General features: G+C 68.7%; 19 protein-coding genes and 1 pseudogene. 18 read left to right on the forward strand and 2 right to left on the reverse strand.

From position 1 onward, the window contains the following. The 3 genes and pseudogenes from B4L26_RS00250 to B4L26_RS00260 form a co-directional block, all read left to right on the forward strand. A pseudogene (locus B4L26_RS00250) lies at positions 1-251 on the forward strand (succinate--CoA ligase subunit alpha); the annotation flags it as partial. Between the two features lie 120 nt (positions 252-371). Further along, positions 372-995, forward strand: coding sequence for a nitroreductase family protein (locus B4L26_RS00255; RefSeq protein ID WP_290714409.1), 624 nt, complete (start codon positions 372-374; stop codon positions 993-995). Next, a complete protein-coding gene (locus tag B4L26_RS00260) occupies positions 985-1,605 on the forward strand; it encodes a TetR/AcrR family transcriptional regulator (RefSeq protein WP_290714410.1) in 621 nt (206 codons plus the stop codon). Before B4L26_RS00255 ends, B4L26_RS00260 begins: the two co-directional genes overlap by 11 nt. Before the next feature lie 30 nt (positions 1,606-1,635). On the opposite strand, the gene B4L26_RS00265 is transcribed toward B4L26_RS00260, so the two are convergent. After that, complete coding sequence (locus B4L26_RS00265; protein ID WP_290714412.1) at positions 1,636-5,130, reverse strand: indolepyruvate ferredoxin oxidoreductase family protein; 3,495 nt, start codon at positions 5,128-5,130, stop codon at positions 1,636-1,638. 189 nt (positions 5,131-5,319) lie between these two features. On the opposite strand from B4L26_RS00265, the gene B4L26_RS00270 reads away from it, so the two are divergent. The 15 genes from B4L26_RS00270 (at position 5,320) to rpmF (ending at position 22,500) form a co-directional block, all read left to right on the forward strand. Then, positions 5,320-6,906, forward strand: a complete 1,587-nt coding sequence (locus B4L26_RS00270) for a carboxyl transferase domain-containing protein (RefSeq protein ID WP_290714413.1) — start codon at positions 5,320-5,322, stop codon at positions 6,904-6,906. A 3-nt stretch (positions 6,907-6,909) separates the two neighbouring features. After that, complete coding sequence (locus B4L26_RS00275) at positions 6,910-8,931, forward strand: acetyl/propionyl/methylcrotonyl-CoA carboxylase subunit alpha (RefSeq protein WP_290714414.1); 2,022 nt, start codon at positions 6,910-6,912, stop codon at positions 8,929-8,931. Positions 8,932-8,947: 16 nt separating this feature from the next. Next, positions 8,948-10,096 carry an acyl-CoA dehydrogenase family protein gene (locus B4L26_RS00280; RefSeq protein ID WP_290714416.1) on the forward strand — a complete coding sequence of 383 codons (1,149 nt, stop codon included), beginning with the start codon at positions 8,948-8,950 and terminating at the stop codon, positions 10,094-10,096. Beyond that, a complete protein-coding gene (locus tag B4L26_RS00285) occupies positions 10,093-10,581 on the forward strand; it encodes a MaoC family dehydratase (RefSeq protein WP_290714417.1) in 489 nt (162 codons plus the stop codon). The genes B4L26_RS00280 and B4L26_RS00285 overlap by 4 nt, the downstream gene beginning before the upstream one ends. A gap of 29 nt (positions 10,582-10,610) precedes the next feature. After that, the gene (locus B4L26_RS00290; RefSeq protein WP_290714418.1) at positions 10,611-11,456 is read left to right on the forward strand and encodes an HpcH/HpaI aldolase/citrate lyase family protein; all 846 of its coding nucleotides are present in this window, start codon (positions 10,611-10,613) and stop codon (positions 11,454-11,456) included. A 111-nt stretch (positions 11,457-11,567) separates the two neighbouring features. Beyond that, the gene (locus B4L26_RS00295) at positions 11,568-12,527 is read left to right on the forward strand and encodes a hypothetical protein (protein WP_290714419.1); all 960 of its coding nucleotides are present in this window, start codon (positions 11,568-11,570) and stop codon (positions 12,525-12,527) included. A 135-nt stretch (positions 12,528-12,662) separates the two neighbouring features. After that, a complete protein-coding gene (locus B4L26_RS00300; protein ID WP_290714421.1) occupies positions 12,663-14,075 on the forward strand; it encodes a DUF6350 family protein in 1,413 nt (470 codons plus the stop codon). A 37-nt stretch (positions 14,076-14,112) separates the two neighbouring features. After that, positions 14,113-14,709 carry a phosphoribosylglycinamide formyltransferase gene (gene purN, locus B4L26_RS00305; RefSeq protein WP_290714435.1) on the forward strand — a complete coding sequence of 199 codons (597 nt, stop codon included), beginning with the start codon at positions 14,113-14,115 and terminating at the stop codon, positions 14,707-14,709. Then, positions 14,706-16,265 carry a bifunctional phosphoribosylaminoimidazolecarboxamide formyltransferase/IMP cyclohydrolase gene (gene purH / locus B4L26_RS00310; protein ID WP_290714422.1) on the forward strand — a complete coding sequence of 520 codons (1,560 nt, stop codon included), beginning with the start codon at positions 14,706-14,708 and terminating at the stop codon, positions 16,263-16,265. Before purN ends, purH begins: the two co-directional genes overlap by 4 nt. Positions 16,266-16,344: 79 nt before the next feature. Next, positions 16,345-17,757, forward strand: a complete 1,413-nt coding sequence (locus tag B4L26_RS00315; protein ID WP_290714423.1) for a sigma 54-interacting transcriptional regulator — start codon at positions 16,345-16,347, stop codon at positions 17,755-17,757. Between the two features lie 10 nt (positions 17,758-17,767). Continuing rightward, a complete protein-coding gene (locus B4L26_RS00320) occupies positions 17,768-19,771 on the forward strand; it encodes a vWA domain-containing protein (RefSeq protein ID WP_290714424.1) in 2,004 nt (667 codons plus the stop codon). Between the two features lie 29 nt (positions 19,772-19,800). Then, positions 19,801-20,760: an AEC family transporter gene (locus B4L26_RS00325; RefSeq protein WP_290714425.1), complete on the forward strand. Its 960-nt coding sequence runs from the start codon at positions 19,801-19,803 to the stop codon at positions 20,758-20,760. Positions 20,761-20,858: 98 nt separating this feature from the next. Next, the gene (locus B4L26_RS00330; RefSeq protein ID WP_290714426.1) at positions 20,859-21,635 is read left to right on the forward strand and encodes a DUF4190 domain-containing protein; all 777 of its coding nucleotides are present in this window, start codon (positions 20,859-20,861) and stop codon (positions 21,633-21,635) included. 26 nt (positions 21,636-21,661) lie between these two features. Continuing rightward, positions 21,662-22,195, forward strand: a complete 534-nt coding sequence (locus B4L26_RS00335; RefSeq protein ID WP_290714427.1) for a DUF4190 domain-containing protein — start codon at positions 21,662-21,664, stop codon at positions 22,193-22,195. A gap of 131 nt (positions 22,196-22,326) precedes the next feature. Beyond that, positions 22,327-22,500 (forward strand): 50S ribosomal protein L32, encoded by a 174-nt coding sequence (gene rpmF / locus B4L26_RS00340; protein ID WP_290714428.1) that lies wholly within the window; start codon positions 22,327-22,329, stop codon positions 22,498-22,500. 68 nt (positions 22,501-22,568) lie between these two features. On the opposite strand, the gene B4L26_RS00345 is transcribed toward rpmF, so the two are convergent. Then, a partial coding sequence (locus B4L26_RS00345) for an SDR family NAD(P)-dependent oxidoreductase (protein ID WP_290714429.1) occupies positions 22,569-23,117 on the reverse strand: 549 nt, incomplete at its 5' end.

Below are 23,117 nucleotides of genomic sequence, written 5' to 3' on the forward strand. Positions count from 1 at the left end.
TCGGCGGCGACGCCGAGGAGCGTGCGGCTGCCTACATCCAGGCCAACGTGACCAAGCCGGTCGTCGGCTACGTCGCCGGGTTCACCGCGCCGGAGGGCAAGACCATGGGCCACGCGGGCGCGATCGTGTCCGGCAGCTCGGGTACCGCCCAGGCGAAGAAGGAAGCCCTCGAGGCGGCCGGCGTGAAGGTCGGCAAGACGCCGAGCGAGACCGCTCGCCTGGCCCGGGGGCTCTTCGAGAACCTGGCCTGACGCCGCGCTCGCCGGCAACCCAGCGCTACCGGACCTGCCCCGCACCGAAACGGTGCGGGGCAGGTCCGCATCTGTGGGGTGTGTGGTGGGTACAGGGTCTGCGGTGGGAGAGTAGGAGTCATGACTGAACTCCTGCCCTTGGATCCCGATCAACTCCTGACGACGACGCGCTCGGTGCGAAAGCGGCTCGACCTCGACCGCCCGGTGCCGCTCGACGTCATCCGCGAGGCTCTGGAGGTGGCGCTGCAGGCACCGACGGGCAGCAACAGCCAGGGCTGGCACTGGATCGTGATCGACGACGCGGAGAAGAAGCGCCAGATCGCCGATCTGTACCGGAAGTCGTTCGCGCCCTATATCGCCGCCCAGGGAAACCGGGATGAGACCGGGCAGCGCGTCGCGTCGAGTGCGAGCTACCTCGCCGAGGTTCTCGACCAAGTGCCCGTCTTCGTCATCGGCGCAATCCACGTCGGGCGGGCCGGACTGCCGGAGGGCAACCAGGCGGGCCTGTGGGGGTCGCTGTTGCCGGGGGCGTGGAGCCTGCAACTCGCGCTGCGCGCTCGGGGGATCGGCTCGGCGTGGACGACGCTGCACCTGGTCTACGAGAAGGAGGTGGCGCAGATCCTCGGTATTCCCGACACCATCGCCCAGGGTGTCCTGCTGCCGGTCGCCTACTACACCGGAGAGGGCTTCAACCCCGCGCCGCGTCGGCCGCTCGAGGATGTATTGCATATCAATGGATGGTGAGGACGGGTCGCCGACCACACCACGCGGGCGGGCGAAGGCCGCACGCCGAGCGGAGATCCTGGCGGCTGCGGCCCGCCTGATGGCGCGCAGTGGTTTTGCCGGCGTCCGGCTGGAGGACATCGGAGCCGCCGTCGGGATCAGCGGACCGGCCATGTACCGGCATTTCGAGTCCAAGTCCGCCCTGCTCGACGAGATGCTCGTCGACATCAGTGAACGCCTGCTGGCCGGGGCGCACGACGCTATTGCTGCGGGTGGTCCCGCCGGTGAAGTGCTGGTCCGGCTGATCGACTTCCACATCGATGTGCTGGTCACCAAACCCGACCTCATCACCGTCCAGGACCGTGACCTGTCCTCGTTGACGCCGGCGGCCAATCACCGTGTCCGTCTGCTGCAGCGCCGCTACGTCGAGCTGTGGGTCGACGTCGTGCTCGACTGTGCAGACACCGGCGAACTGCCCCGGATCGGCCGGGACGAGGCCCGGGTCCGCGTCCACGCGATGTTCGGGCTGTTGAACTCCTCGCCGATGCTGCCGCCGTTCCCGGCGGCAGCGCTGCGTGCTCTCCTGGCCGCCATGGCGCGAGCAGCTCTGGGCGTCCGGCTCGTCGACTAGCCCGGTCCGTCGACTCGACCGGCCCGTTGATCAGCCCAGCGCGGCGAGTCGGCGGGTGACCTCGGTCCGATACTGCTGGACATTGCGCATCTTGACGCCCTCGTAGCCGCGGACCATGTCGGGCAGCCCGGCGATTGCGGCCGCCGCGGCCAGCCGGTCCGGCGTGGGCGCCGCACCCAACCGGGCCAGCAGTTCGTCGACGGTGGCGCGATACTCGAGCACCAGTGCGCGCTCGGTGCGCCGGACCTCGGTGTGGCCGAACGGGTCCAGGGCGGTGCCGCGCAGGCGCTTCATCTTTGCCAGTGCCCGCAGCACCGGCCGCGATCGTGCGCCGAACGCGATCTTCTCCCGCCTCCCCAGTGCCCGCAGCACCGGCGGGTGGAGTCGCACCGCGGTGCGGGCATCGGTGCCGAAGGCGTTCTCGACGTCGGCGGTGAACCCGGCGTCGTCGGTCAGGCGTGCGACCTCGTATTCGTCTTTGTAGGCCATCAATTTGTACAGGTTGGCAGCCACCGTGCCGGTCAAGTCGTCGCCCAGCCCGGCGGTGTGCACCCGGACCACGTGGGCGAGGTACTCCTGCGCGTACGACTCGCCCTGATAGGCGATCAGTTCGTCGTAGCGATGCGCAACGATCGCCGCGGTCTCGTCACCGAGGCCGACGAGGGTGCTCACGGCAGTTCGTGCCGATTCGCTCGGTTCGTACTCCGGCCGCGCCACGGTGACATCCTCGGCGGCCTGCGCCAGTGCTTGCGGGTCGGCGACGGCTTGGCGCCCGCGCCGGAACGCCTGGGTGTTCGCCTCGACGGCGACGCCGTTGAGGGCGACTGCCCGCTCGATCGACTCGGCCGTGATCCCCAGCGCTCCCGTCTGATACGCCGCGCCGACCATCAGCATGTTCGCGTACTGCTCGTCGTCGAACAGTTCCGCAGAAAGGGCTCCGGCGTTCAAATAGACCGCCCGCGCCACACTCTCCTCGATCAGCGAGTGCACCTGGTCGGTTGCGGGGAAACCGACCTGGGTCGAGGTGACCATTGCGCCCGTCGGCACCCTCGTCGTCGAGACAACGGCCACCGTCTTGTCCGGTGAGGCCACCTTCAGGTTGGCCGGGTCGGTGGCGACCAGTTGGTCGCACGCCAGATACACGTCGCAATCCCCGGTGGCGACCTTCGCCGCCTGCTCGACCGGCCCGGTGGAGATCTTCAGGTCGCTGACCACGGCGCCGCCCTTCTGGGCCAGCCCGGTCATGTCGACGGTGCGCGCGCAATGCCCGTCCAGGACCGCGGCGGTGGCCAGGATTTGTGACACCGTGACGACGCCGGTGCCGCCGATGCCGGTGACGCGCACGGTGCGGGCGCAATCCGCCGACGAGGAGCTGGGCGGTGGCACCTCGTGGACGCCGATGTCGTGCACCCGCCGTCGTTGGCGGGCGGCACCGGGGACCACCGTCACGAATGCGGGACAGTCGCCGGCCAGGCACGAGAAGTCGAAGTTGCAGGAACTCTGGTCGATCTGCGTCTTGCGGCCGAACTCGGTCGCCACCGGGTGCACCGAGAGACAATTCGACTTCTCCCCGCAATCCCCGCAACCCTCGCAGATGCGCTCGTTGATCATGACCCGCTGGGCCGGGGTGTCGAAGGCTCCGCGCTTGCGCTTGCGCCGCTTTTCGGCGGCGCAGTACTGGTCGTGCACCAGGACCGTCACGCCCGGTGTGGCGGCCAGCTCGCGCTGAACGTCGAGCAACTCATCACGATGGCGGACGTCCACTGTGCGCGGCAGGCCCACTGCCCGGGTGCGCTTGACGTCGTCGGTGGTCACGACGACGCGTGCCACCCCTTCGTCGAGCAGCAGCGAGGCGAGCCGGGGCAGCGTCATCCCGCCCACCGGGTCCTGGCCGCCGGTCATCGCGACGGTCCCGTTGTACAGGAGCTTGTAGGTGATGTCGGCGCCGGACGCGACCGCGGCTCGCAACGCCAGTGAGCCGGAGTGCGCGAACGTGCCGTCGCCGATGTTCTGCACGTAGTGGCGTTGCTCCAGGAACGGTGCCATCCCGATCCACTGAGCACCCTCGCCACCCATCTGCGTGACGCCGGTGACATCGCCCACCTGGTGTTGGCCCATCAACAGAACCATGGCGTGACAGCCGATCCCGGCGCCGACAAGGGTGTCGGGCCCGACCTTGGTGGAGCTGTTGTGCGGGCAGCCGGAGCAGAAGTAGGGCGTGCGCACCGCCAGTGGCAGGTTGACGCGCTCGTGGCGGTGACGGTTCTCATCGACCCACCGCGTCGCCGAGGCGATCCCGTGGTGGCGTCCGAGTCGGTCGGCCAGGCCGCGGGTCACCGCGTCGACGTCGAGCTCACCGAAGCGTGAGAACAGCGTCGAGCCGTCCTCGTGGGTCTTGCCGACGATTGCCGGCACACCGGGGCGCCGGAAGAGGATGTCGCGCATCATCGTCTCGATGAAGTCGCGCTTCTCCTCGACGACGATGACCTCGTCGAGCCCGTCGATGAACCGGTCGAGGATGTCGGTCTCCATCGGGTAGACCATGCCGAGCTTGAGGATGCGGATACCCAGGTGGCCCAGATCGGCGTCGGCGATCCCGAGGTGGCGCAGGGCCTCGCGCACGTCGAGGTAGGTCTTGCCGGCCGCGACGATGCCGATTCGGTCGTCGGCGGTGTGCGCGACGATCCGGTTGAGGCCGTTGAGCCGTGCGTACTCCCTGGCCCGCGGCAGCCGGATGGTCAGTTGATTCTGCTCCAGCTCCATGAGGTTGGCGCCCAGCATCATCCCGCTGGGAACGTGCGGGCTGGTGCCCAGGCCGCCAAAGTCGGGGACGAGCATGTCCGGGTCGACGACTGCGGTGGATGCGCCGTCGGCAACGTGCGCGGAGATCTTGAGCGAGGTCCAGAGTCCGGAGGTGCGGCTCATCAGGGCGGCGTGCACGCCGAAGGTGAGGATGTCGGCACTGTCGGCGGGGTAGAGGATGGGGATGTAGAGGTCGGCCAGGGCCATTTCCGACGCGCACGGGACGGTGGAGCTCTTGGCGCCGGGGTCGTCACCGACGAGCGCCACCGCCCCGCCGCCCGGGTGGGTGCCGACCAGGTTCGCATGACGTAGGGCATCGGTGGCGCGGTCGAGGCCGGGCGCCTTGCCGTACCAGTAGCCGACGATGCCGTCGCGGTGCTGCCCGGTGGAGTCGGCGGCCAAGTCACCGACACGGGCCGCGATCTGGCTGCCCATGACCGACGTTGCCGCGATCTCCTCGTTCAGGGCCGGTCGGTGGACAATGTCGAGCGGGTCCAGCAATGAATGCCGCCTCGCGATTTCCAGGTCGTAGCCGGCCAGCGGCGAGCCTTCGTAGCCGGAGATGAAGGAGGCGGTGCGGCGGCCGCTACGGCGATCGAGGACCGCGCGGTCGGCGATCATCCGGACCAGGGCCTGAATACCCGTGAGGTACACGGTCCCGGTGTCGCGCGTGTAGCGGTCGTCGAGCGAGAAGGGGGCGTGTGCCCGGTCAGCGAGGGTCATGGATCACCCGGCCTTCGTGTTGCGTCCGCGGGGTATTGCGGGCCTACTCCAAGCGTACGAGTCGATGTGAGCCGCGTCACGTGGCGCGGCCGGTTTGCGAAGAGGGTGACAAGTGCGTGGCTCATCGCTTAAACTCTCATTCAGTTAATCACCACTAACTGAAAACTCGTTGAGTTGGGAAGGGGTGTCATGGCCGGACAACAGTCGGGCGGGCCGTCGCCCCGCGTCGCGCACGAAGAGAATGTCGCAACGCTGCGGCAACGGCTCGCCGTCGCCGCGGCCGGTGGCGGCGAGAAGGCCCGGGAACGGCACCTGTCGAGGGGCAAGTTGCTCGTCCGCGACCGCATCGACGCCCTCTTGGACCCGGGATCACCGTTCCTGGAGATCGCGCCGCTGGCGGCTTACGGCATGTACGACGACAAGGCGCCGAGTGCGGGCGTGGTCGCCGGGATCGGGCGCATCCACGGCCGCGAGACCATGATCGTGGCCAACGACGCGACGGTCTCCGGGGGCACCTACTACCCGGTGACGGTCAAGAAGCACTTGCGCGCGCAGGAGATCGCCTCGGCCAACCGGCTGCCCTGCCTCTACCTCGTCGACTCTGGCGGCGCGATGCTGCTCCAGCAGGACGAGGTCTTCCCCGACCGCGACCACTTCGGCCGCATCTTCTTCAACCAGGCGACGATGAGCGCGGCGGGCATCCCGCAGCTCGCCGCTGTCCTCGGGTCCTCGACCGCCGGCGGCGCCTACGTGCCGGCGATGAGCGATGAGAACGTGATCGTCCGCGAGCAGGGGACCATCTTCTTGGCCGGGCCGCCCCTGGTGAAAGCGGCCACGGGCGAGGACGTCACCGCCGAGGACCTGGGCGGCGGTACCATGCACTCGACCGTTTCCGGGGTCACCGACCATCTTGTCGACAACGACGAGCAGGCGCTGATGAAACTGCGCGACATCGTCGCCACGCTCGGCCCGCGCGAGTCGGCACAGTGGGAGACCACTCCGACCGTCGAACCGACGCGGAGCCAGCGCGACCTTTACGACGCAGTGCCGACCGATCCGCGGATTCCCTACGACGTGCGTGAGGTCCTCGAGATCCTGTCCGACGGCTCGGAGTTCACCGAGTTCAAGGCCGGCTACGGCACGACGCTGGTCACCGCTTTCGCCCGCGTGCACGGCCACCCGGTCGGCTTCGTCGCCAACAACGGTGTCCTGTTCTCCGAGTCGGCACTCAAGGGGGCGCACTTCATCGAGCTGTGCGACCGCCGCCGGATCCCGCTGGTCTTCCTGCAGAACATCACCGGATTCATGGTCGGGCGCGCCTACGAGGAGGGCGGCATCGCCAAGAACGGCGCCAAGATGGTCACCGCCGTCGCCTGCGCCCGCGTGCCCAAACTGACGGTGATGATCGGCGGCTCGTTCGGCGCCGGCAACTACTCGATGTGCGGCCGGGCCTACTCGCCGCGGTTCCTGTGGTCCTGGCCCAACGCCCGCATCTCGGTGATGGGCGGACCCCAGGCGGCCGACACCCTGGCCACCGTGCGCCGGGCCCAGTTCGAGCGCTCGGGCCAGACGTGGCCGGCTGACGAGGAGGCCGCGTTCAAAGCGCCGATCCACGAGCAGTTCGCGCGGCAGTCCGATGCGTACTACTCGACGGCCCGGCTGTGGGACGACGGCATCATCGACCCCGCGGACACGCGCACGGTGCTCGGCCTGGCCCTGGAGGCCTGCCGCTATGCGCCCCTCGAACCGGTCAACAACGGCGTCTTCCGGATGTGAGACATGACTAAACCGATCCACAGCGTCCTCATCGCCAACCGCGGCGAAATCGCGTGCCGCGTGATTCACACGGTGGCTGCCATGGGCTTGCGATCCATTGCGGTCTACTCCGACGCCGACGAGCATGCCCCGCACGTAGTGGCGGCCGACGTCGCCGTCCGTATCGGGCCCGCACCGGCGGCGCAGAGCTACCTCGACATCGACAAGGTGGTTGCCGCGGCGGTCGCGTCGGGCGCCGACGCAGTACACCCGGGATACGGCTTCCTCTCGGAGAACCAGGACTTCGCCGCGGCACTGGCCGACGCCGGGATCGTGTTCATCGGCCCGCCCGCGTCGGCTATCGCGACGATGGGCGACAAGATCACCGCGCGCGCCGCGGTGTCGCAGCGCGGAGTACCCGTCGTGCCGGGGCTGTCGCGGCCCGGGCTTACCGACGACGAGCTGATCGCCGCTGCCCCCGGAATCGGGTTCCCTGTACTGATCAAGCCGAGCGCAGGAGGCGGCGGGAAGGGCATGCACCGCGTCGGCGACCCCGCCGACCTGCCCGATGCGCTTGTCACCGCGCGCCGTGAGGCGGCCGGTGCGTTCGGCGACGACGCGCTGTTCCTCGAGCACTTCGTCGACACCCCGCGTCACATCGAGGTGCAGGTCCTTGCCGACGAACACGGCTCGGTTATCCACCTCGGCGAGCGCGAATGCTCCCTGCAGCGTCGCCACCAGAAGGTCATCGAGGAAGCCCCCTCGGCACTGCTGGACGCGGCGACGCGCGAGCGGATCGGTACCGCGGCCTGCGATGCGGCGCGCAGCGTCGGCTACACCGGGGCCGGCACCGTCGAATTCATCGTGTCCGCCCACCGGCCCGACGAGTTCTTCTTCATGGAGATGAACACACGGCTGCAGGTGGAGCACCCGGTCACCGAGATGGTCACCGGCATCGACCTGGTCGAGCAGCAGATCCGGGTGGCGCGCGGCGAACGACTCGGCATCACCCAGGACGACATCGTGCTCAACGGTCACGCCGTCGAGGCTCGGGTTTACGCCGAGGACCCCGCGGCTGGATTCCTACCCACGGGTGGCACGGTGAACACCCTGGTATGGCCGGCGACCGCGGACACTTCCGGGGTGCGGGTGGACTCCGGCATCGACGCCGGGTCGGTGATCGGCACCGACTACGACCCGATGCTCGCGAAGATCATCTGCCATGGCGCCGACCGGACCGTCGCACTCGACCGGCTCGACGAGGCGCTCGCAAAGACCGTTCTCGCCGGCGTCGGCACCAACGTCGACTTTTGCCGATACGTTCTGCGTCAACCGCAGGTGCGCTCCGGCGACCTCGACACCGAACTACTCGACCGGCTGGCGGCTGACTACGCGCCGCTGTCACCGACACCGGCCGCACTGATCGCGGGTGCGCTCGGCGCACTGCCGCTCGGTACCTCCGACGACGTGTGGAGCAGTGCTATCGGCTTCCGGATAGGCGCGCCGTCGCCCGTGGTGACCCGCCTCGACTGCGACGGCCACCGGTACACGGTGAGCGCGCGGGTCACCGACTCGGACACCCGCACGCTGCACGCCGACGCGACCATCGTCAACGGGGAGGGTGAGTCGGTGTGGGCGGGCGCGGCCTACGTGAAGCCCCGCACGGGCGCGGTGACAGTCCGCTGTGACGGCGTCGGGTCCCGGTGGGTCGTCAAATCCGTCGGACTCCAGCGCTGGGTCTGCGGCGAGGACGGCACGTGGATCATGCGGCTCGCGCACGCGCTGGCTTCCTCCGACGAGGAGCAGACCGCCGGGGACGTCCGCAGCCCGATGCCCGGCACTGTCGTCGCGGTGCCCGGCGTCGACGGGCAGGCAGTTTCCGCCGGTGAGCCACTCGTCGTCGTCGAAGCGATGAAGATGGAGCACACGCTGCGCGCGCCGGTCGCCGGTGTCGCGACGATCAGTGTGGGGGCCGGGGAGAAGGTGACCGCCCAGCAGGTGCTGGCGCACGTGACTCCCGACGAGACTGACGAGACAGACGGATAAGAAAGGCGGCTCTGCGGTGGAACTGTCGCAGGAGTACACCGACCTGGTGCACACGGTGCGCGACTTCGCGCGGTCCGTGGTGGCACCGGTGTCGCTCAAACACGACGAGGAGCACAGCTTCCCGTACGAGGTCGTGGCCCAGATGGGGCAGATGGGCCTGTTCGGGCTTCCGTTCCCCGAGGAGTACGGCGGGATGGGTGGCGACTACTTCGCGCTCGCACTGGCGCTGGAGGAACTCGGCAAGGTCGATCAGTCGGTAGCGATCACCCTCGAAGCCGGCGTCGGTCTGGGTGCCATGCCGATCTTCCGGTTCGGCACCGAGGAGCAGAAGCAGACGTGGCTTCCCGACCTCGTCACGGGGAAACGGCTGGCCGGGTTCGGCCTGACCGAGCCGGGGGCCGGCTCCGACGCCGGTGCGACGGCCACCACTGCGGTCGCCGACGGCGACGAATGGGTGATCAACGGGTCCAAGCAGTTCATCACCAACTCCGGTACCGACATCACCTCGCTGGTCACCGTCACTGCGGTCACCGGGTCGCGCGATGGCGGGCGCAAGGAGATCTCGACGATCATCGTGCCGTCGGGCACCCCCGGGTTCACCGCAGAACCGGCCTACAACAAGGTCGGCTGGAATGCATCGGACACCCATCCGCTGAGCTTCTCCGACGCCCGCGTGCCCGCGGAGAACCTGCTCGGCGAGCGTGGGCGCGGGTACGCCAACTTCCTGTCGATCCTCGACGAGGGGCGCATTGCGATCGCAGCCCTGGCCACCGGTGCCGCGCAGGGCTGCGTCGATGAGAGCGTCCGCTACGCGCAGGAGCGCCAATCGTTCGGCAAGCCGATCGCGCAATACCAGTCGGTGTCGTTCGCGATCGCGCGGATGGAGGCCCGCGCCCACGTCGCCCGGACCGCTTACTACGATGCCGCCGCCAAGATGCTGGCGGGCAAGCCGTTCAAGAAGGAAGCCGCCATCGCCAAGATGGTGGCCAGTGAGGCCGCGATGGACAACGCGCGGATGGCGACGCAGATCCACGGCGGCTACGGGTTCATGAACGAGTACCCCGTCGCCCGGCACTACCGGGATTCGAAGATCTTGGAGATCGGCGAGGGGACCACCGAGGTCCAACTCATGCTGATCGCCCGCTCGTTGGGTCTCCCGGCGTGACCGGCGAACGGCGCGTCACGCAGCGCGGGCTGTGGTTCGAGGAGTTCGAGGTCGGCACGGTCTACGAGCACCGGCCCGGCCGGACCGTCACCGAGGCCGACAACGTCCTGTTCACGACCCTGACCATGAATACCCAGGCGCTACACCTCGACGCCGCATTCGCGGCCACCCAGCCCGGATTCGACGGTCAGCGGCTGGTCAATTCGATGTTCACCCTGTCGACCATCGTCGGCCTGTCGGTGGCGCAACTCACGCAGGGCACCCTCGTCGCGAACCTGGGTTTCTCCGAGATCGCGTTCCCCGCCCCGATGTTCGCCGGCGACACCCTGTACGCGGAGACCGAGTGCACCGGTAAACGGGAGTCGAAGTCACGGCCCGGCGAGGGCGTCGTCGAGTTGGTCCACGTCGGGCGCAATCAGGACGGCACCGTCGTCGCGCGTGCCGCCCGGTCCACGCTGGTGCGGTTGCGGCCAGGCGCGGACTGATCCCTAGTCGAAAGGAGTACGTTCAGACCATGCCCACGAGTGGAATGTCTGATTTCCGATGGAGTCCGCCGGGCCCCGCGATGCTGTTCTGCCCGGCTGATCGGCCGGAGCGCTACAACAAGGCCGCCGAGCGCGCCGACGTGGTCATTCTGGACCTCGAGGACGCCGTCGCGCCGGATCGTCGCGAGGCCGCGCGGGAGGCCCTCGTCGCCAACCAGCTCGATCCTGATCGCACGATCGTCCGGATCAACGCGTCGACGACCGGTGAGGCGCGTCGCGATCTCGCCGCCATCGCCGAGACGACCTACCGCGTCGTGATGGTGGCCAAGGCGCAGACGGCCGATGAAGTCGCTCGGACCGAGATGCAGACGATCGCACTGATCGAGACCCCACTGGGCGCGGTCAACGTGAACGAGATCGCTGCCGCACCCAACGTCATCGGTTTGATGTGGGGGGCCGAGGACCTCGTGGCCGGGCTGGGCGGATCGTCGTCGCGGTTCAGTCCCGACGAGCCGCGGGCCGGCACCTACCGCGATCTGCCTCGCTACGTCCGCGCGGCGGTGCGACTGGCCGCCGCCGCCAACGACCGATTCGCGGTCGACGCGGTGCACCTGGACATCGACGACGTGGAGGGCCTGCGCGACGAGGTGCTCGACGCAGTGGCGCTCGGGTACCACGCAACGGCGTGCATCCACCCGTCGCAGGTCGTCACGATCCGCGACGCCTACCGTCCCACCGCCGAGCAGATCGAGTGGGCCACCGCCCTAGTCACCGCGGCCGACGACCACTCCGGGGTGTTCACCCACGACGGCAAGATGATCGACGGCCCGGTCTTGAACCAGGCCCGCGCCGTGCTGACCAGGGCCGGCTGCTGACACCGAGCTCCTCGCGAACGGCGCTCGTCGCGGCGATGTACTAGCCTGGAGCGCTGGCGCCCCGCAACCTCTTATGGCGCCGGGGGAAACAACCGAGGAGTCAGTACGCACATGAGTTACCCACCTAGCGGCTACGGCCAGCAGCCCGCCCCGCACGATCCGTCGGCCTATGGCCAGCAGGCTTACGCCCAGCAGGCCTACGCCCACCAGGGTTATGACCCGCAGGCCTACGGTCAGCAGCACGCCTACGGTCAGCAGGGGTACGGCCAGCAGGGCTATGGCCAGCAGGGCTACGGTCAGCAGGGCTATGGCCAGCCGCAGGCGCATGGCCAGCAGCAGGGTTACGACCCGCAGGCGTACGGCCAGCAGGGCTACTACGGTCAGCAGGGCTACTACGGCCAGCCGCATGCGTACACCCCGCCGAAGCCGCCGAGCCAGGGGCTGCCGTCGAACATCGCGCAGATCCTCGCCTTCACCACGCTCGGGCTCGCGGTGATTCTTTTCGTCCTCGGGTTCTTCGCCTCGACCTTCAACCTGGAGTGGGCGATCATCCTGATCGTTCTCAGCGCGATCGCCGGTTCGGCCGGACTCGCCAAGGAGAAGGTGCTTGCGACGGTGGTCACCGCGGTGGCCGCGGTCGCCTTCGCCGGCGGATTGGCGCGTGTCCTCATCCTCGATGCCTGGTTCGGCAGCAGCAAGGCCGTCATCTGGGTGAGCATCTTCTTCGGCCTGCTCACCCTGGGCGTCGCGATCTTCTGGCTGATCGTGACCCTCGGCAAGGTGAAGATTGCTCCCGAGCCGGGCTCCGAAGCCGACGAGTCGTCGGAGACCGCAGCCGAGTCCACCACCGCTGCCGCTCCCGCACCTGCGGCAGCAGCGGCTCCCGCGCCGACCCCGGCACAGGGCTACGCCTACCCGACTGCGCCGGAACCCGTCGCGGCGCCCGAGGCCGCCGTGCCCGCCGAGTCCACGGCTTCGGAGACCACGCAGATCGTCGACACCGGTGCCACCGCCACCGTCGGCGACGGCACCTCCACGACGGTGATCAACACCGGCGAGCACCAGCACTAGCCGGTCGCCAGACCGCGTAATCGCAAGGCGCCCCGACCGATTCGGTCGGGGCGCTTTCGTATGGGCACAGTGATTTTCCCCTCGCCCGGCGCGCCTGCTCCGCCTCGCCGGACGGGGCTGCGACGCTGAACAGCGATGAATGGACCGACCGGAACCCTCGCCGCACGCCTGAGACAGGTGCGCCGAACCCAGCGCGAGCACGCCGTCGCCTCTGCGGGGACGGCTCGTGAGCTGGTGATCGTCGCCTTCGCGGTGCCCGTGGTGGCGCTGGCACTGCTGGCCCTGGTCGTCGCGGTCACGATGGCCCTGGCGGGCAGTGGATTCGGCGCCTTCGGCGCGGTCCTCGGGTCGGCGTGGCTGTGCCTGCACCAGGTGCCGCTTTCGGTCGGCGGCGTCGAGATCTCCGCGCTGCCCCTGCTCCCCACGATCGCAGTGTTCGTCGCCGTCGTCCGCTACGCCGGCCCCTCGGCCCGCCTGCGCACCACGCCGGCCGACCTCGGCGCCCTCGTCGCTGCAGCTGCCGGCGGGCCCCTGCTGATCACCGCCCTTGCACTGGCGCTGGTCTTCGACGGCAGTTCGGTGGTGCCGGTCAACCCGCCCAACGCGCTGTGGGCGTTTGCCTCGACCGTCCTCATCTACGGCGGTGGCACCCTTGCCGGTATCGGTCGCCGCGACTGGCGGGAATGGTGCGAGCGTGCGGGCATCACCGGTGACCGGCTCACCGACCTCGTCGCCGGGGTCCGCACCGGCGTCCTCGCCGCACTCATGCTGGTGGGTGCCGGAGCCGTGGCCGTTTGCCTGCTGCTGATCGTCAATTGGCAGTCGGTCTCCGCGGTCATCGCCGGGGGCAACGGATTCGACGGTTACCTCGGGCTGGTCGTGGTGTCGCTCCTCTATCTGCCGAATCTCGCTGTCGACGGGGCCGCCGCACTACTCGGCACTCCGGTCCACATGGGCGCAGCGACCGTCGACGTCTTCGATCCGCAATCCGGAGCGGTGCCCGCACTGCCGATCCTCGCGATCCTGCCCGGCCCACCGCCCATCCGTTTCCTGTGGGCCGCCGTCCTGGTCGTGCCGCTGGGCGTCGCCGTTTGGGCGGCACTGCAGATGCGCCACCACGACCCGATGCGCAACCTCCGCCGTGTCGCGATCAGTGCTGCCGCCGCCGCGGCCGCCCTGCTCGTTGCAACTGTCATTGCGGGCGGGACGGTGGGGGAGTTGGGGCGTGCCGGTGCCGAGGGACCGCTGGTCGCGTTGGTCGCCTTCGGCGCACTGATGGTGGTCGGTGCGATCGTGGCCGGCTTGCACGCCATCGGCGACGAGGCAAAGGCGGCCCGAGCCGCCGCCGCGGCGAGCCGGGAGCAGGTGCCCAGCGACGCCGACGAGGGGACCGAGGCTATCGACGAGGCGCAGGCCGAGGTTCACCAGAGCGTTCCGACCCCGGTGTTCTACCGTCCCGACGACGACGCCCCCGTCGTCGACGTCGAGGACCTCATGTTCGTCGACGACGCAGACCTCATGTTCGTCGACGACGAGGCGGCCGACTAGAATTCCTGCTCGTGACGGCAGAGGCGATCAGGTGACGGTGCCCGTCGTCGTCTTGGCATCGGGAGCCGGGTCGTTGCTCGCCGCCCTGCTCGACGTCGCCGTGCAGCAGGACTCGTCATTCGACGTCGTGGCCGTGGGTGTCGACCGGGACTGCCGCGCCGCCGAACTCGCCGCCCAGCGGGATCTGCCGGTGATCACGTGCCGCGTGGGTGACTACGCCGACCGCGACGACTGGGACCGCGCGCTGACCGAGCAGGTCGCCGCGGTGGGACCGGAGTGGGTAGTGACCGCCGGGTTCATGAAGATCCTCGGGCCGTCCTTCCTGCACCGCTTCGCCGGGCGAGTCGTCAACTCCCACCCGGCACTGCTTCCGGCCTTCCCCGGCGCACACGCGGTCACCGACGCACTCGACTACGGTGTCAAGGTCACCGGGACGACCGTGCACCTCGTCGACGACGGGGTCGACACCGGCCCGATCCTGGCCCAGGAAACAGTCGCGGTCAGCCCCGACGACACCGAGGAAACCTTGCACGAACGCATCAAATCCGTCGAGCGGGTACTGCTCGCCGACGTCGTCACAGCCCTCACCACCCGCGGGGTGGTCACCGACGGACGAAAGGCTCACATCCCGTGACCGACACCAAACGGCCCATCCGACGCGCATTGATCAGTGTCTATGACAAGACCGGCCTGGCGCAGTTGGCGACCGCGCTGCACGGCTCGGGCGTCGAACTCGTGTCGACCGGCTCGACCGCGAAGACGATCGCGGCGGCCGGGGTCCCCGTCGTCGAGGTGTCGGAGTTGACCGAGTTCCCCGAATGCCTAGAGGGTCGGGTCAAGACACTGCACCCGCGCGTGCATGCCGGCATCCTTGCCGACCTCCGCAAAGACGACCACCGTGCGCAGCTCGACGAACTCGGCGTCGCGCCCTTCGAATTGGTCGTGGTGAACCTGTACCCGTTCACGCAGACGGTCGCCTCGGGGGCATCGCCGGACGAGTGCATCGAGCAGATCGACATCGGCGGACCGTCGATGGTGCGCGCCGCCGCCAAGAACCATCCGTCGGTGGCTGTCGTCGTCGACCCCGCCGACTACGACGAGGTCGCCGCCGCAGCAGCCGGTGGGGGATTCGCGTTGGCGCAGAGGCAGGGGCTGGCCGCAAAGGCGTTCCGCCACACCGCCGACTACGACGTGGCCGTCGCGTCCTGGATGACGTCGGTCGTCGCGCCCGAACCTGAATCGGTGTTCCCCGGCTGGGCCGCCGGCACGTGGGACCGCACTGCCGTACTGCGCTACGGAGAGAATCCGCACCAGGCCGCGGCCCTGTACGCGAACCATGATGGCGCCGCCGGTCTCGCGCAGGCGCAGCAGTTGCACGGCAAGGAGATGTCGTTCAACAACTACACCGACGGTGACGCTGCGTGGCGCGCCGCGCACGACTTCGGGGAGCCGGCCGTCGCGATCATCAAGCACGCCAACCCGTGTGGGATCGCCGTCGGTGCCGACATCGCGCTGGCACATCGCAAGGCCCACGAGTGCGACTCGGTCAGCGCGTACGGCGGCGTCATCGCAGCCAACCGCGAGGTGAGTGTCGAGATGGCCGAGCAGGTCGCCGAGATCTTCACCGAGGTCATCATCGCGCCCGGGTACGCCGATGGCGCTGTCGAGATCCTGGCGAAGAAGAAGAATCTGCGGATCCTCGTCGCGAACCCGCCGTCGCGGACCGGCGTCGAGATGAGGCCGATCTCCGGCGGTCTATTGCTGCAGCAGCGCGACGTCCTTGACGCCGATGGCGACGACCCGTCGAATTGGCGTCTCGTCGCCGGGGAGGCGGCCGACATCGCGACATTGGCCGATCTCGAGTTCGCTTGGCGGGCTTGCCGCGCGGTGAAGAGCAACGCCATTTTGCTCGCCGTCGCCGGCGCATCGGTGGGCGTCGGGATGGGACAGGTCAACCGCGTCGACTCCGCGCACCTGGCCGTGCAGCGCGCCGGTGCCCGCGCGAGGGGTTCGGTCGCCGCGTCGGATGCGTTCTTCCCGTTTGCCGACGGCCTGCAAGTACTCATCGACGGCGGCGTGCGCGCCGTCGTGCAGCCGGGTGGCTCGATTCGCGACGAAGAGGTCATCGCCGCCGCCGAGCAGGCCGGGGTCACCCTCTACCTCACCGGGGCGCGCCACTTCGCGCACTGACGGCGTTCACCGCGGGCGTGGACGCCGCAGCAAACGCAAGCGTTGCTGCGGGGGCTCGGTCGGCGGGTACGTTGGAACCGTGGCCAACACTGCGACGTCCAGTCCCGCTCCGTCCCCGCGCACTGTCGGGGAGTTGCGGTCCAGCGACCATGTACAGCGACATCTGCGCGACGAGATCCGGCACAACCTGCTGACCGCGCTGCGCAACGGCGACGACCCGTGGGTCGGCATCGTCGGCCTGGAGTCGACGGTGATCCCGCAGCTGGAGCGCTCGCTGCTCGCCGGCCACGACGTCGTGTTGCTCGGTGAGCGCGGCCAGGGCAAGACCCGCATCCTGCGCACCATCGCCGGGCTGCTCGACGAGTGGACACCGGTGATCGCGGGCGCCGAGTTGGGGGAGCACCCGTTTGAGCCGATCACCCCGGCGTCGCAGCGCCGTGCCGCCGAGCTGGGCGACGACCTGCCGATTGAGTGGCGCCATCGCAGTGAGCGCTACAGCGAGAAACTGGCGACACCGGACACATCGGTGGCCGACCTCGTCGGCGACATCGACCCGATGAAGGTCGCAGAAGGGCGCAGCCTCGGCGACCCGGAGACCATCCACTTCGGCCTCATCCCGCGCGCCCACCGCGGAATCGTCGCCATCAACGAGCTGCCCGACCTCGCCGAGCGCATCCAGGTGTCGATGCTCAACGTGATGGAGGAGCGCGACATCCAGGTCCGCGGCTACTCGTTGCGGCTTCCCCTCGATGTGTTGGTGCTGGCCAGTGCCAACCCCGAGGACTACACCAACCGCGGCCGGATCATCACGCCACTCAAGGATCGCTTCGGCGCGGAGATCCGCACCCACTACCCGATCGAGCTCGACGACGAGATCGGCGTGATCGAGCAGGAGGCCGACCTGCTGGCCACCGTGCCCGACTACCTTCTGGAGATCCTGGCGCGCTTCACCCGCTACACCCGCGAGAACCCGGCCATCGACCAGCGCTCGGGCGTGTCAGCGCGCTTCGCGATCGCCGGTGCGGAGACAGTTGCGGCAGCGGCACTGCACCGGGCTGCCGTTCTCGGTGAGGAGACCGCTGTGGCGCGGGTCGTCGACCTGGAATCGGTGGTCGAGGTGCTGCGCGGCAAGATCGAGTTCGAGTCGGGGGAGGAGGGGCGCGAACTCGAGATCCTCGCGCACCTGCTCCGCAAGTCGGTGGCCGACACCGTGCGCGAACACCTGGGCGGGATCGACCTCGCGCCACTGGTCGTCGCGCTTGAAGACGGTCATCCGGTCGTGACTGGTGACCGCGTGTCGGCGGCGGACCTACTGGGGTCGCTACCGGCCGACGAGCCCGTCGGCAAGACCGTCGAGGCGATCGCCGCACGGTTCGACGCCCAGACCGACGGGGAGTGTGCCGCCGCCGTCGAGTTGGCCCTGGAAGGCCTGTTCCTGGCCCGTCGGATCGGCAAAGAGGCCGACGACGAGGGCCAGACCGTTTACGGATAGCGAACCGCCGATGCCGCAGCACACCCCCGACGCCGAACCCGGGCGCAACCGGCGCAACTTCCACCGGTCGCGCTACGACCGCTACCGCGGTGGGCCCGATCCCCTGGCACCGCCGTTGGACCTGCGCGAGGCGCTCGACGAGATCGGTGCCGACGTCATGGCCGGATCGTCGCCCCGCCGGGCGATCCGAGAGTTGTTGCGCCGCGGTATGCCGGGGATGCGCGGCCTCGACGAACTGCGCGAGCGGATCAATCGGCGCCGCAACGAGATGCTGCGCAACCGCAATCTCGACGGGACGTTCCAGGAGATCCGGGAGCTGCTCGACCGCGCCGTCCTCGAAGAACGCAAGCAGCTGGCCCGTGACCTCGACGACGACGCCCGGTTCGCCGAGATGCAACTGGGCAACCTGCCGCCGTCGACCGCGGCCGCCGTCAACGAACTGGGTGAATACCAGTGGCGCAGCGCGCAGGCGCGCGAGGACTTCGAGAAGATTCGCGACCTGCTCGGGCGGGAGTTGCTCGAGCAGCGCTTCGCCGGGATGAAAGAGGCCCTCGAGGGGGCCGACGAGAACGACCGGCAAGCGATCACCGACATGCTGGCGGATCTGAACGAGTTGCTGGCCAAACACAACCGCGGTGAGGACACCACCGACGAATTCGCCGAGTTCATGGACAAACACGGCCAGTTCTTCCCGGAGAACCCGCGCAATACCGACGAGCTGGTTGAATCGCTGGCCCGCCGCAGCGCGGCAGCGCAGCAGTTCTACAACTCGCTCTCGCCCGAACAGCGCGCAGAACTGGACCAACTGTCGCAACAGGCGTTCGGTTCGCCCGACCTGATGGCGGCGCTCGCCGGCGTCGACGACCAGCTGCGCCTGGCCCGACCCGATCTCGACTGGAACGGCTCGCAGGGGTTCTCCGGCGATCAGCCGATGGGTCTGGGGGAGGCCGCCGCGGCGATGGCCGACCTCGCCGAACTCGACCAGCTCAGTGAGGCGATGAGCCAGCAATACGCCGGTGCCGATCTCGCCGACATCGACCTGGAGGCGCTGGCGCGACAGTTGGGCGACGATGCCGCCGTCGACGCCCGCACCCTGGCGGAGCTGGAAAAGGCCCTGCGGGATCAGGGCTACTTCGAACGCGGCGCCGACGGTGAGCTGCGCTTGAGCCCCAAGGCGATGCGCCAGCTGGGGCAATCGGTGTTGGCCGACATCGCCGAACGCCTCACCGGCCGCGGCGAACGGTCGACGCGGCTGTCGGGAAGGCTCGGCGAGCCGACCGGGGCGACCCGGGAGTGGGCGTTCGGCGATACCGAGCCGTGGGACGTGTCCCGCACGATCACCAACGCGGTGCTGCGAGAAGCGGGAGCCGGCGGGTTCGTGCCGGGGAGCGGCGTGGCGATCGACGTCGGCGACGTGGAGATCACCGAGACCGAGGCGCGCAGCCAAGCGGCGGTCGTACTCCTCGTCGATACGTCGTTCTCCATGGAAATGGAGGGGCGCTGGACGCCGATGAAGCGGACCGCGATCGCCCTGAACCACCTGATCTCCACGCGGTTCCGCACCGACGAGCTGGCCGTGATCGCGTTCGGGCGGGAGGCGCGGACCATTGACGTCGGGGAACTTGCCGGGTTGTCGCCACGGATGGAGCAGGGCACCAACCTGCACCATGCGCTGCTACTCGCACAGCGGCACCTGCGTCGGTTCCCGCATGCGACGCCGGTGGTGCTGATCGTCACCGACGGTGAGCCCACCGCACACCTGGACCCGTCGGGTGAGCCGTTCTTCTTCTACCCGCCGCATCCGCAGACAATCGGCCTGACCGTCGCCGAACTCGACCATGTGGCGCGGATGGGGGCACAGGTCACGATCTTCCGTCTCGGCGACGATCCGGGGCTGGCGATGTTCATCGACCGCGTGGCGCGTCGGATCGGTGGCCGTGTCGTGGCACCCGACGTCGACGGTCTCGGTGCCGCGGTCGTCGGCGACTACTTGCGAGGGCGTCGAGGTCGGTAGCCGAAAAACCCAGGACTACTCTGACGGCAGTGTCAGGCGTTGTGTCGGGATTCACCGTCATCTTCTTGGTGATCGGGATCGGCTATGTCCTGGGCCGTTCGGGCACCCTTGGCCCTACCGGCACCGACGTCCTCTCGCGGCTGGTGTTCTTCGTCTGCACCCCCGCATTGCTCTTCCACGCGCTGGTGACGTCGGATCTGCGCGATGTCTTCTCGTCGACGCTGGTCATCGCGGGTGGGACGGCGCTGGTCGTCGGCCTCCTCTACGTCGTCGTCGCCCGTTTATGGCTGCACCGCGCGGTGCCGGAGCTGGTGATCGGTGCGCTTTCGTCGTCGTACGTGAACAGCGTGAACCTCGGCGTCCCGATCGCGATGTACGTCCTCGACGACCGGTCGTTCATCGCCCCGCTCCTGTTGTTCCAGATCCTCATCTATTCGCCGATGGCGCTGATCGCCCTCGACCTGTCGACGCTGAGCGGCGGCAGGGGCAACGTGTGGCGTGACGCGATCGTCACGCCGCTGACCAATCCCATCCTCGTCGGCGGTGCTGCCGGATTGGTCGTGTCCGGATTTGGATGGCACCCGCCGCAAGCGCTCATGGACCCGTTCCGCATGCTCGGCGAGGCGTCGGTGCCGCTGGCCCTGGTGGTGTTCGGGCTGTCCCTGGCCGCTGGCCGGAAATCGACGGCCGACGACGATAGAGCCCCCGAATCGCCGACGGCGAGTACCTCCAGCGACGTCGCGTTGGTCGCCGTCCTCAAGATGCTGGTCATGCCCGCCCTCGCCTACGCCGTGGCGCGGTGGGGGTTCGGGCTCGATGGGCACCACTTGTTCGCGCAGGTGGTCATCGCCGCGCTTCCCACGGCGCAGAACGTGCTGGTCTACGCGGTCCGCTACCAGCGCGGCCGGTCATTGGCCAGAGACTCGGCACTGGTCACCACGTTGGCGTCGATTCCGGTGATCACGGTGATCGCCGTCGCCTTGGGATAGGGGCCGCGACGGAGGCACCGAGACGACTCTCACCGGCACCACTTGCCCGGTTTGCGGTAGCTTTTGAGCTATCGCCAGTCATCGACATAAGGATTGCAGTGAGTGCCCCCGAGAACCCCGACGAGCCGCGCAACGACGCTGCGGGTGACCAGCCGCCACCCGCCGACGCGGTGTACTACTCCGATCGGGTGGCGTACCCGGCACAGGGATTCCCAGCCGGGCAGGAGCAGGCCGCAGCGGACTATCTGACGAAGCCGCAGCCGGGCTATCTGCAGCAATCGCACGACAGCTACCTCGCGCAGTGGCAGAAGGACGGGACGGCCCAGGCCCAATCGGAGCCGCAGTCGGCGAGTGCAGGTGAGCCAGCGCAGTCGAACCCGGGATACCCAGCGCAGCCGAGCCCGGGGTATCCCGCACAGTCGGCGGGATACCCGGCGCAGCCGAGCCCGGCCTATCCCGCACAGTCGGCGGGATACCCGGCGCAGCCGAGCCCGGCCTATCCCGCTCAGTCGGCGGGATATCCCGGCCCTGCATACCGGCCGCAAGACTCGTACGCGGCGGCCTACGGTTCGGCCTATGCTGCGCCCGGGTACCCGGCGTACCCCGTGAAGCCATCGACCAATGGCTTGTCCGTGGCAGCGCTGTGCGTCGGGATCGTCGGACTGTTCCTCACCTTCTGCTTCCTCGTGTCGGGGTTCGTCACAGGGTTGGCGGCGATTCTGCTCGGTGTCTTCGGACTCAAGCAGGTCAATGCCGATCCCAACCCCCACGGCGCGAGCAAGGCGATGGCGATTATCGGCATCGTGGTCGGTGTGGTGCAGATTCTGATCGCAGCACTGCTCGTCGTCGCCATCGCCGCAGACGCACTCAACTAGCCGCCAGGAACGGAGAAGCCCGCAGCATGAGCGAACCGCACAACGCCGGTGACGAATGGACTTCGGTCAACCTCAGCAAATCCTCGGCCGCTCCCGATCCGGTACCGCCTGTGGGTCCGCCGCCTGGATACGTTGCGCCCACGCCGGATTACTCCGCGGCACCGCCCCCGGTCTACGGTTCGCCGCCGCCGGTCTATGGCACGCAGGCACCCGGCTACGGGGCGCCGGCCTACCAGCCCACCGGATACCCGGGCGCGACGGCGGATCCGTACAACGCCGCCTATGGCTACCCGGCTTATCCGGTCCAGTCGTCGCAGAGCGACCCGCTGGCGATCGCCGCCCTGATCTTCGGCATTCTCGGGTTCGTGTGCTGCCTCCCCGGACCGGTCGGACTGATCCTGGGCATCATCAGCTGGCGCAAGTCCAACGCCGATCCGCTCTCCGGCGGCAGCAACCGCGGAATGGCTATCGCCGGGACGATTCTCGGTGGGATCAGCACGGCCATCATCGTCGTGTATCTGGTCTTCGTGGTCGTCGTCGGAATCGCAGGGTCGGCCTAGCGCGTCGCGGCGGGGGCTCGTTTTGGTCCCGACGGCCCTTCGCCTGTATTCTGGTCGGGTTGCGCGCCCACCGGGTCAGCCCCGGGGATGTCGGCGCAGACACAGGACTTGAGTGAAAGAAGGGCACAACCATGGCCGTACCGAAGCGCCGCATGTCGCGGGCCAACACCCACAGCCGCCGTTCGCAGTGGAAGGCGGAGAACCCCGCGCTGCAGGAAGTTAAGATCAACGGCGTTCCGCAGCGTCTTCCGCGTCGTCTCGTGAAGGCTGCCGAGCTCGGCCTGATCGACATCGACCGCCGCTAAACACAGCATCGAAAAGGGGCGCCCGCACTCACTGTGCGGGCGCCCCTTTCGTAGCTGTGATGCGCTGATCAGGCCTGCGCGATCACCTTGTTCACAATGCGCGAGAGGAAGTTCGGCACCACCTTGCTGGCGTTGTTGAGCACCGTCGTCTGCATGCCCACCGAGTAGTGCGTGCGGTGGATCAGCTTGTCGGCGCTGCTCGGGTGAACCGAGTCCCACACGCGGTCGGCGATCTGCTCCGGGGTGATCCGGATGCCCAGCGTCTTCGCCGACTTCGAATCGGCGTCGGCCAGAGCGGTCTTCGCCCACAGCGGCCAGATCGCGACGACGCGGATGTCGTCCTTCTGCCACTCGAGCTCCAGCGCCTCGGTCAGGCCGGCGACGTAGAACTTGGAGGCCGAGTACGTCGCGATCTCGGGCTGACCGTAGATCGCCGAGGCCGAGGAGATGTTTACTAGGTGTGCACCGGGCGTCGCCTTGAGATAGGGGAACGCCGCCTGCGCGCCCAGCGTCACACCGGTGACGTCGATATCGATCTGGCTGGCGACCGCCTCGGGTGAGATCGCATCCAGGCGACCGGCAACGAGGATGCCGGCGTTGTTGTCGAGCACGTCGAG

The sequence above is a fragment of the Gordonia sp. UBA7599 genome, from assembly GCA_002477755.1.
In the GTDB taxonomy this organism is placed as follows: Bacteria; Actinomycetota; Actinomycetes; order Mycobacteriales; family Mycobacteriaceae; genus Gordonia.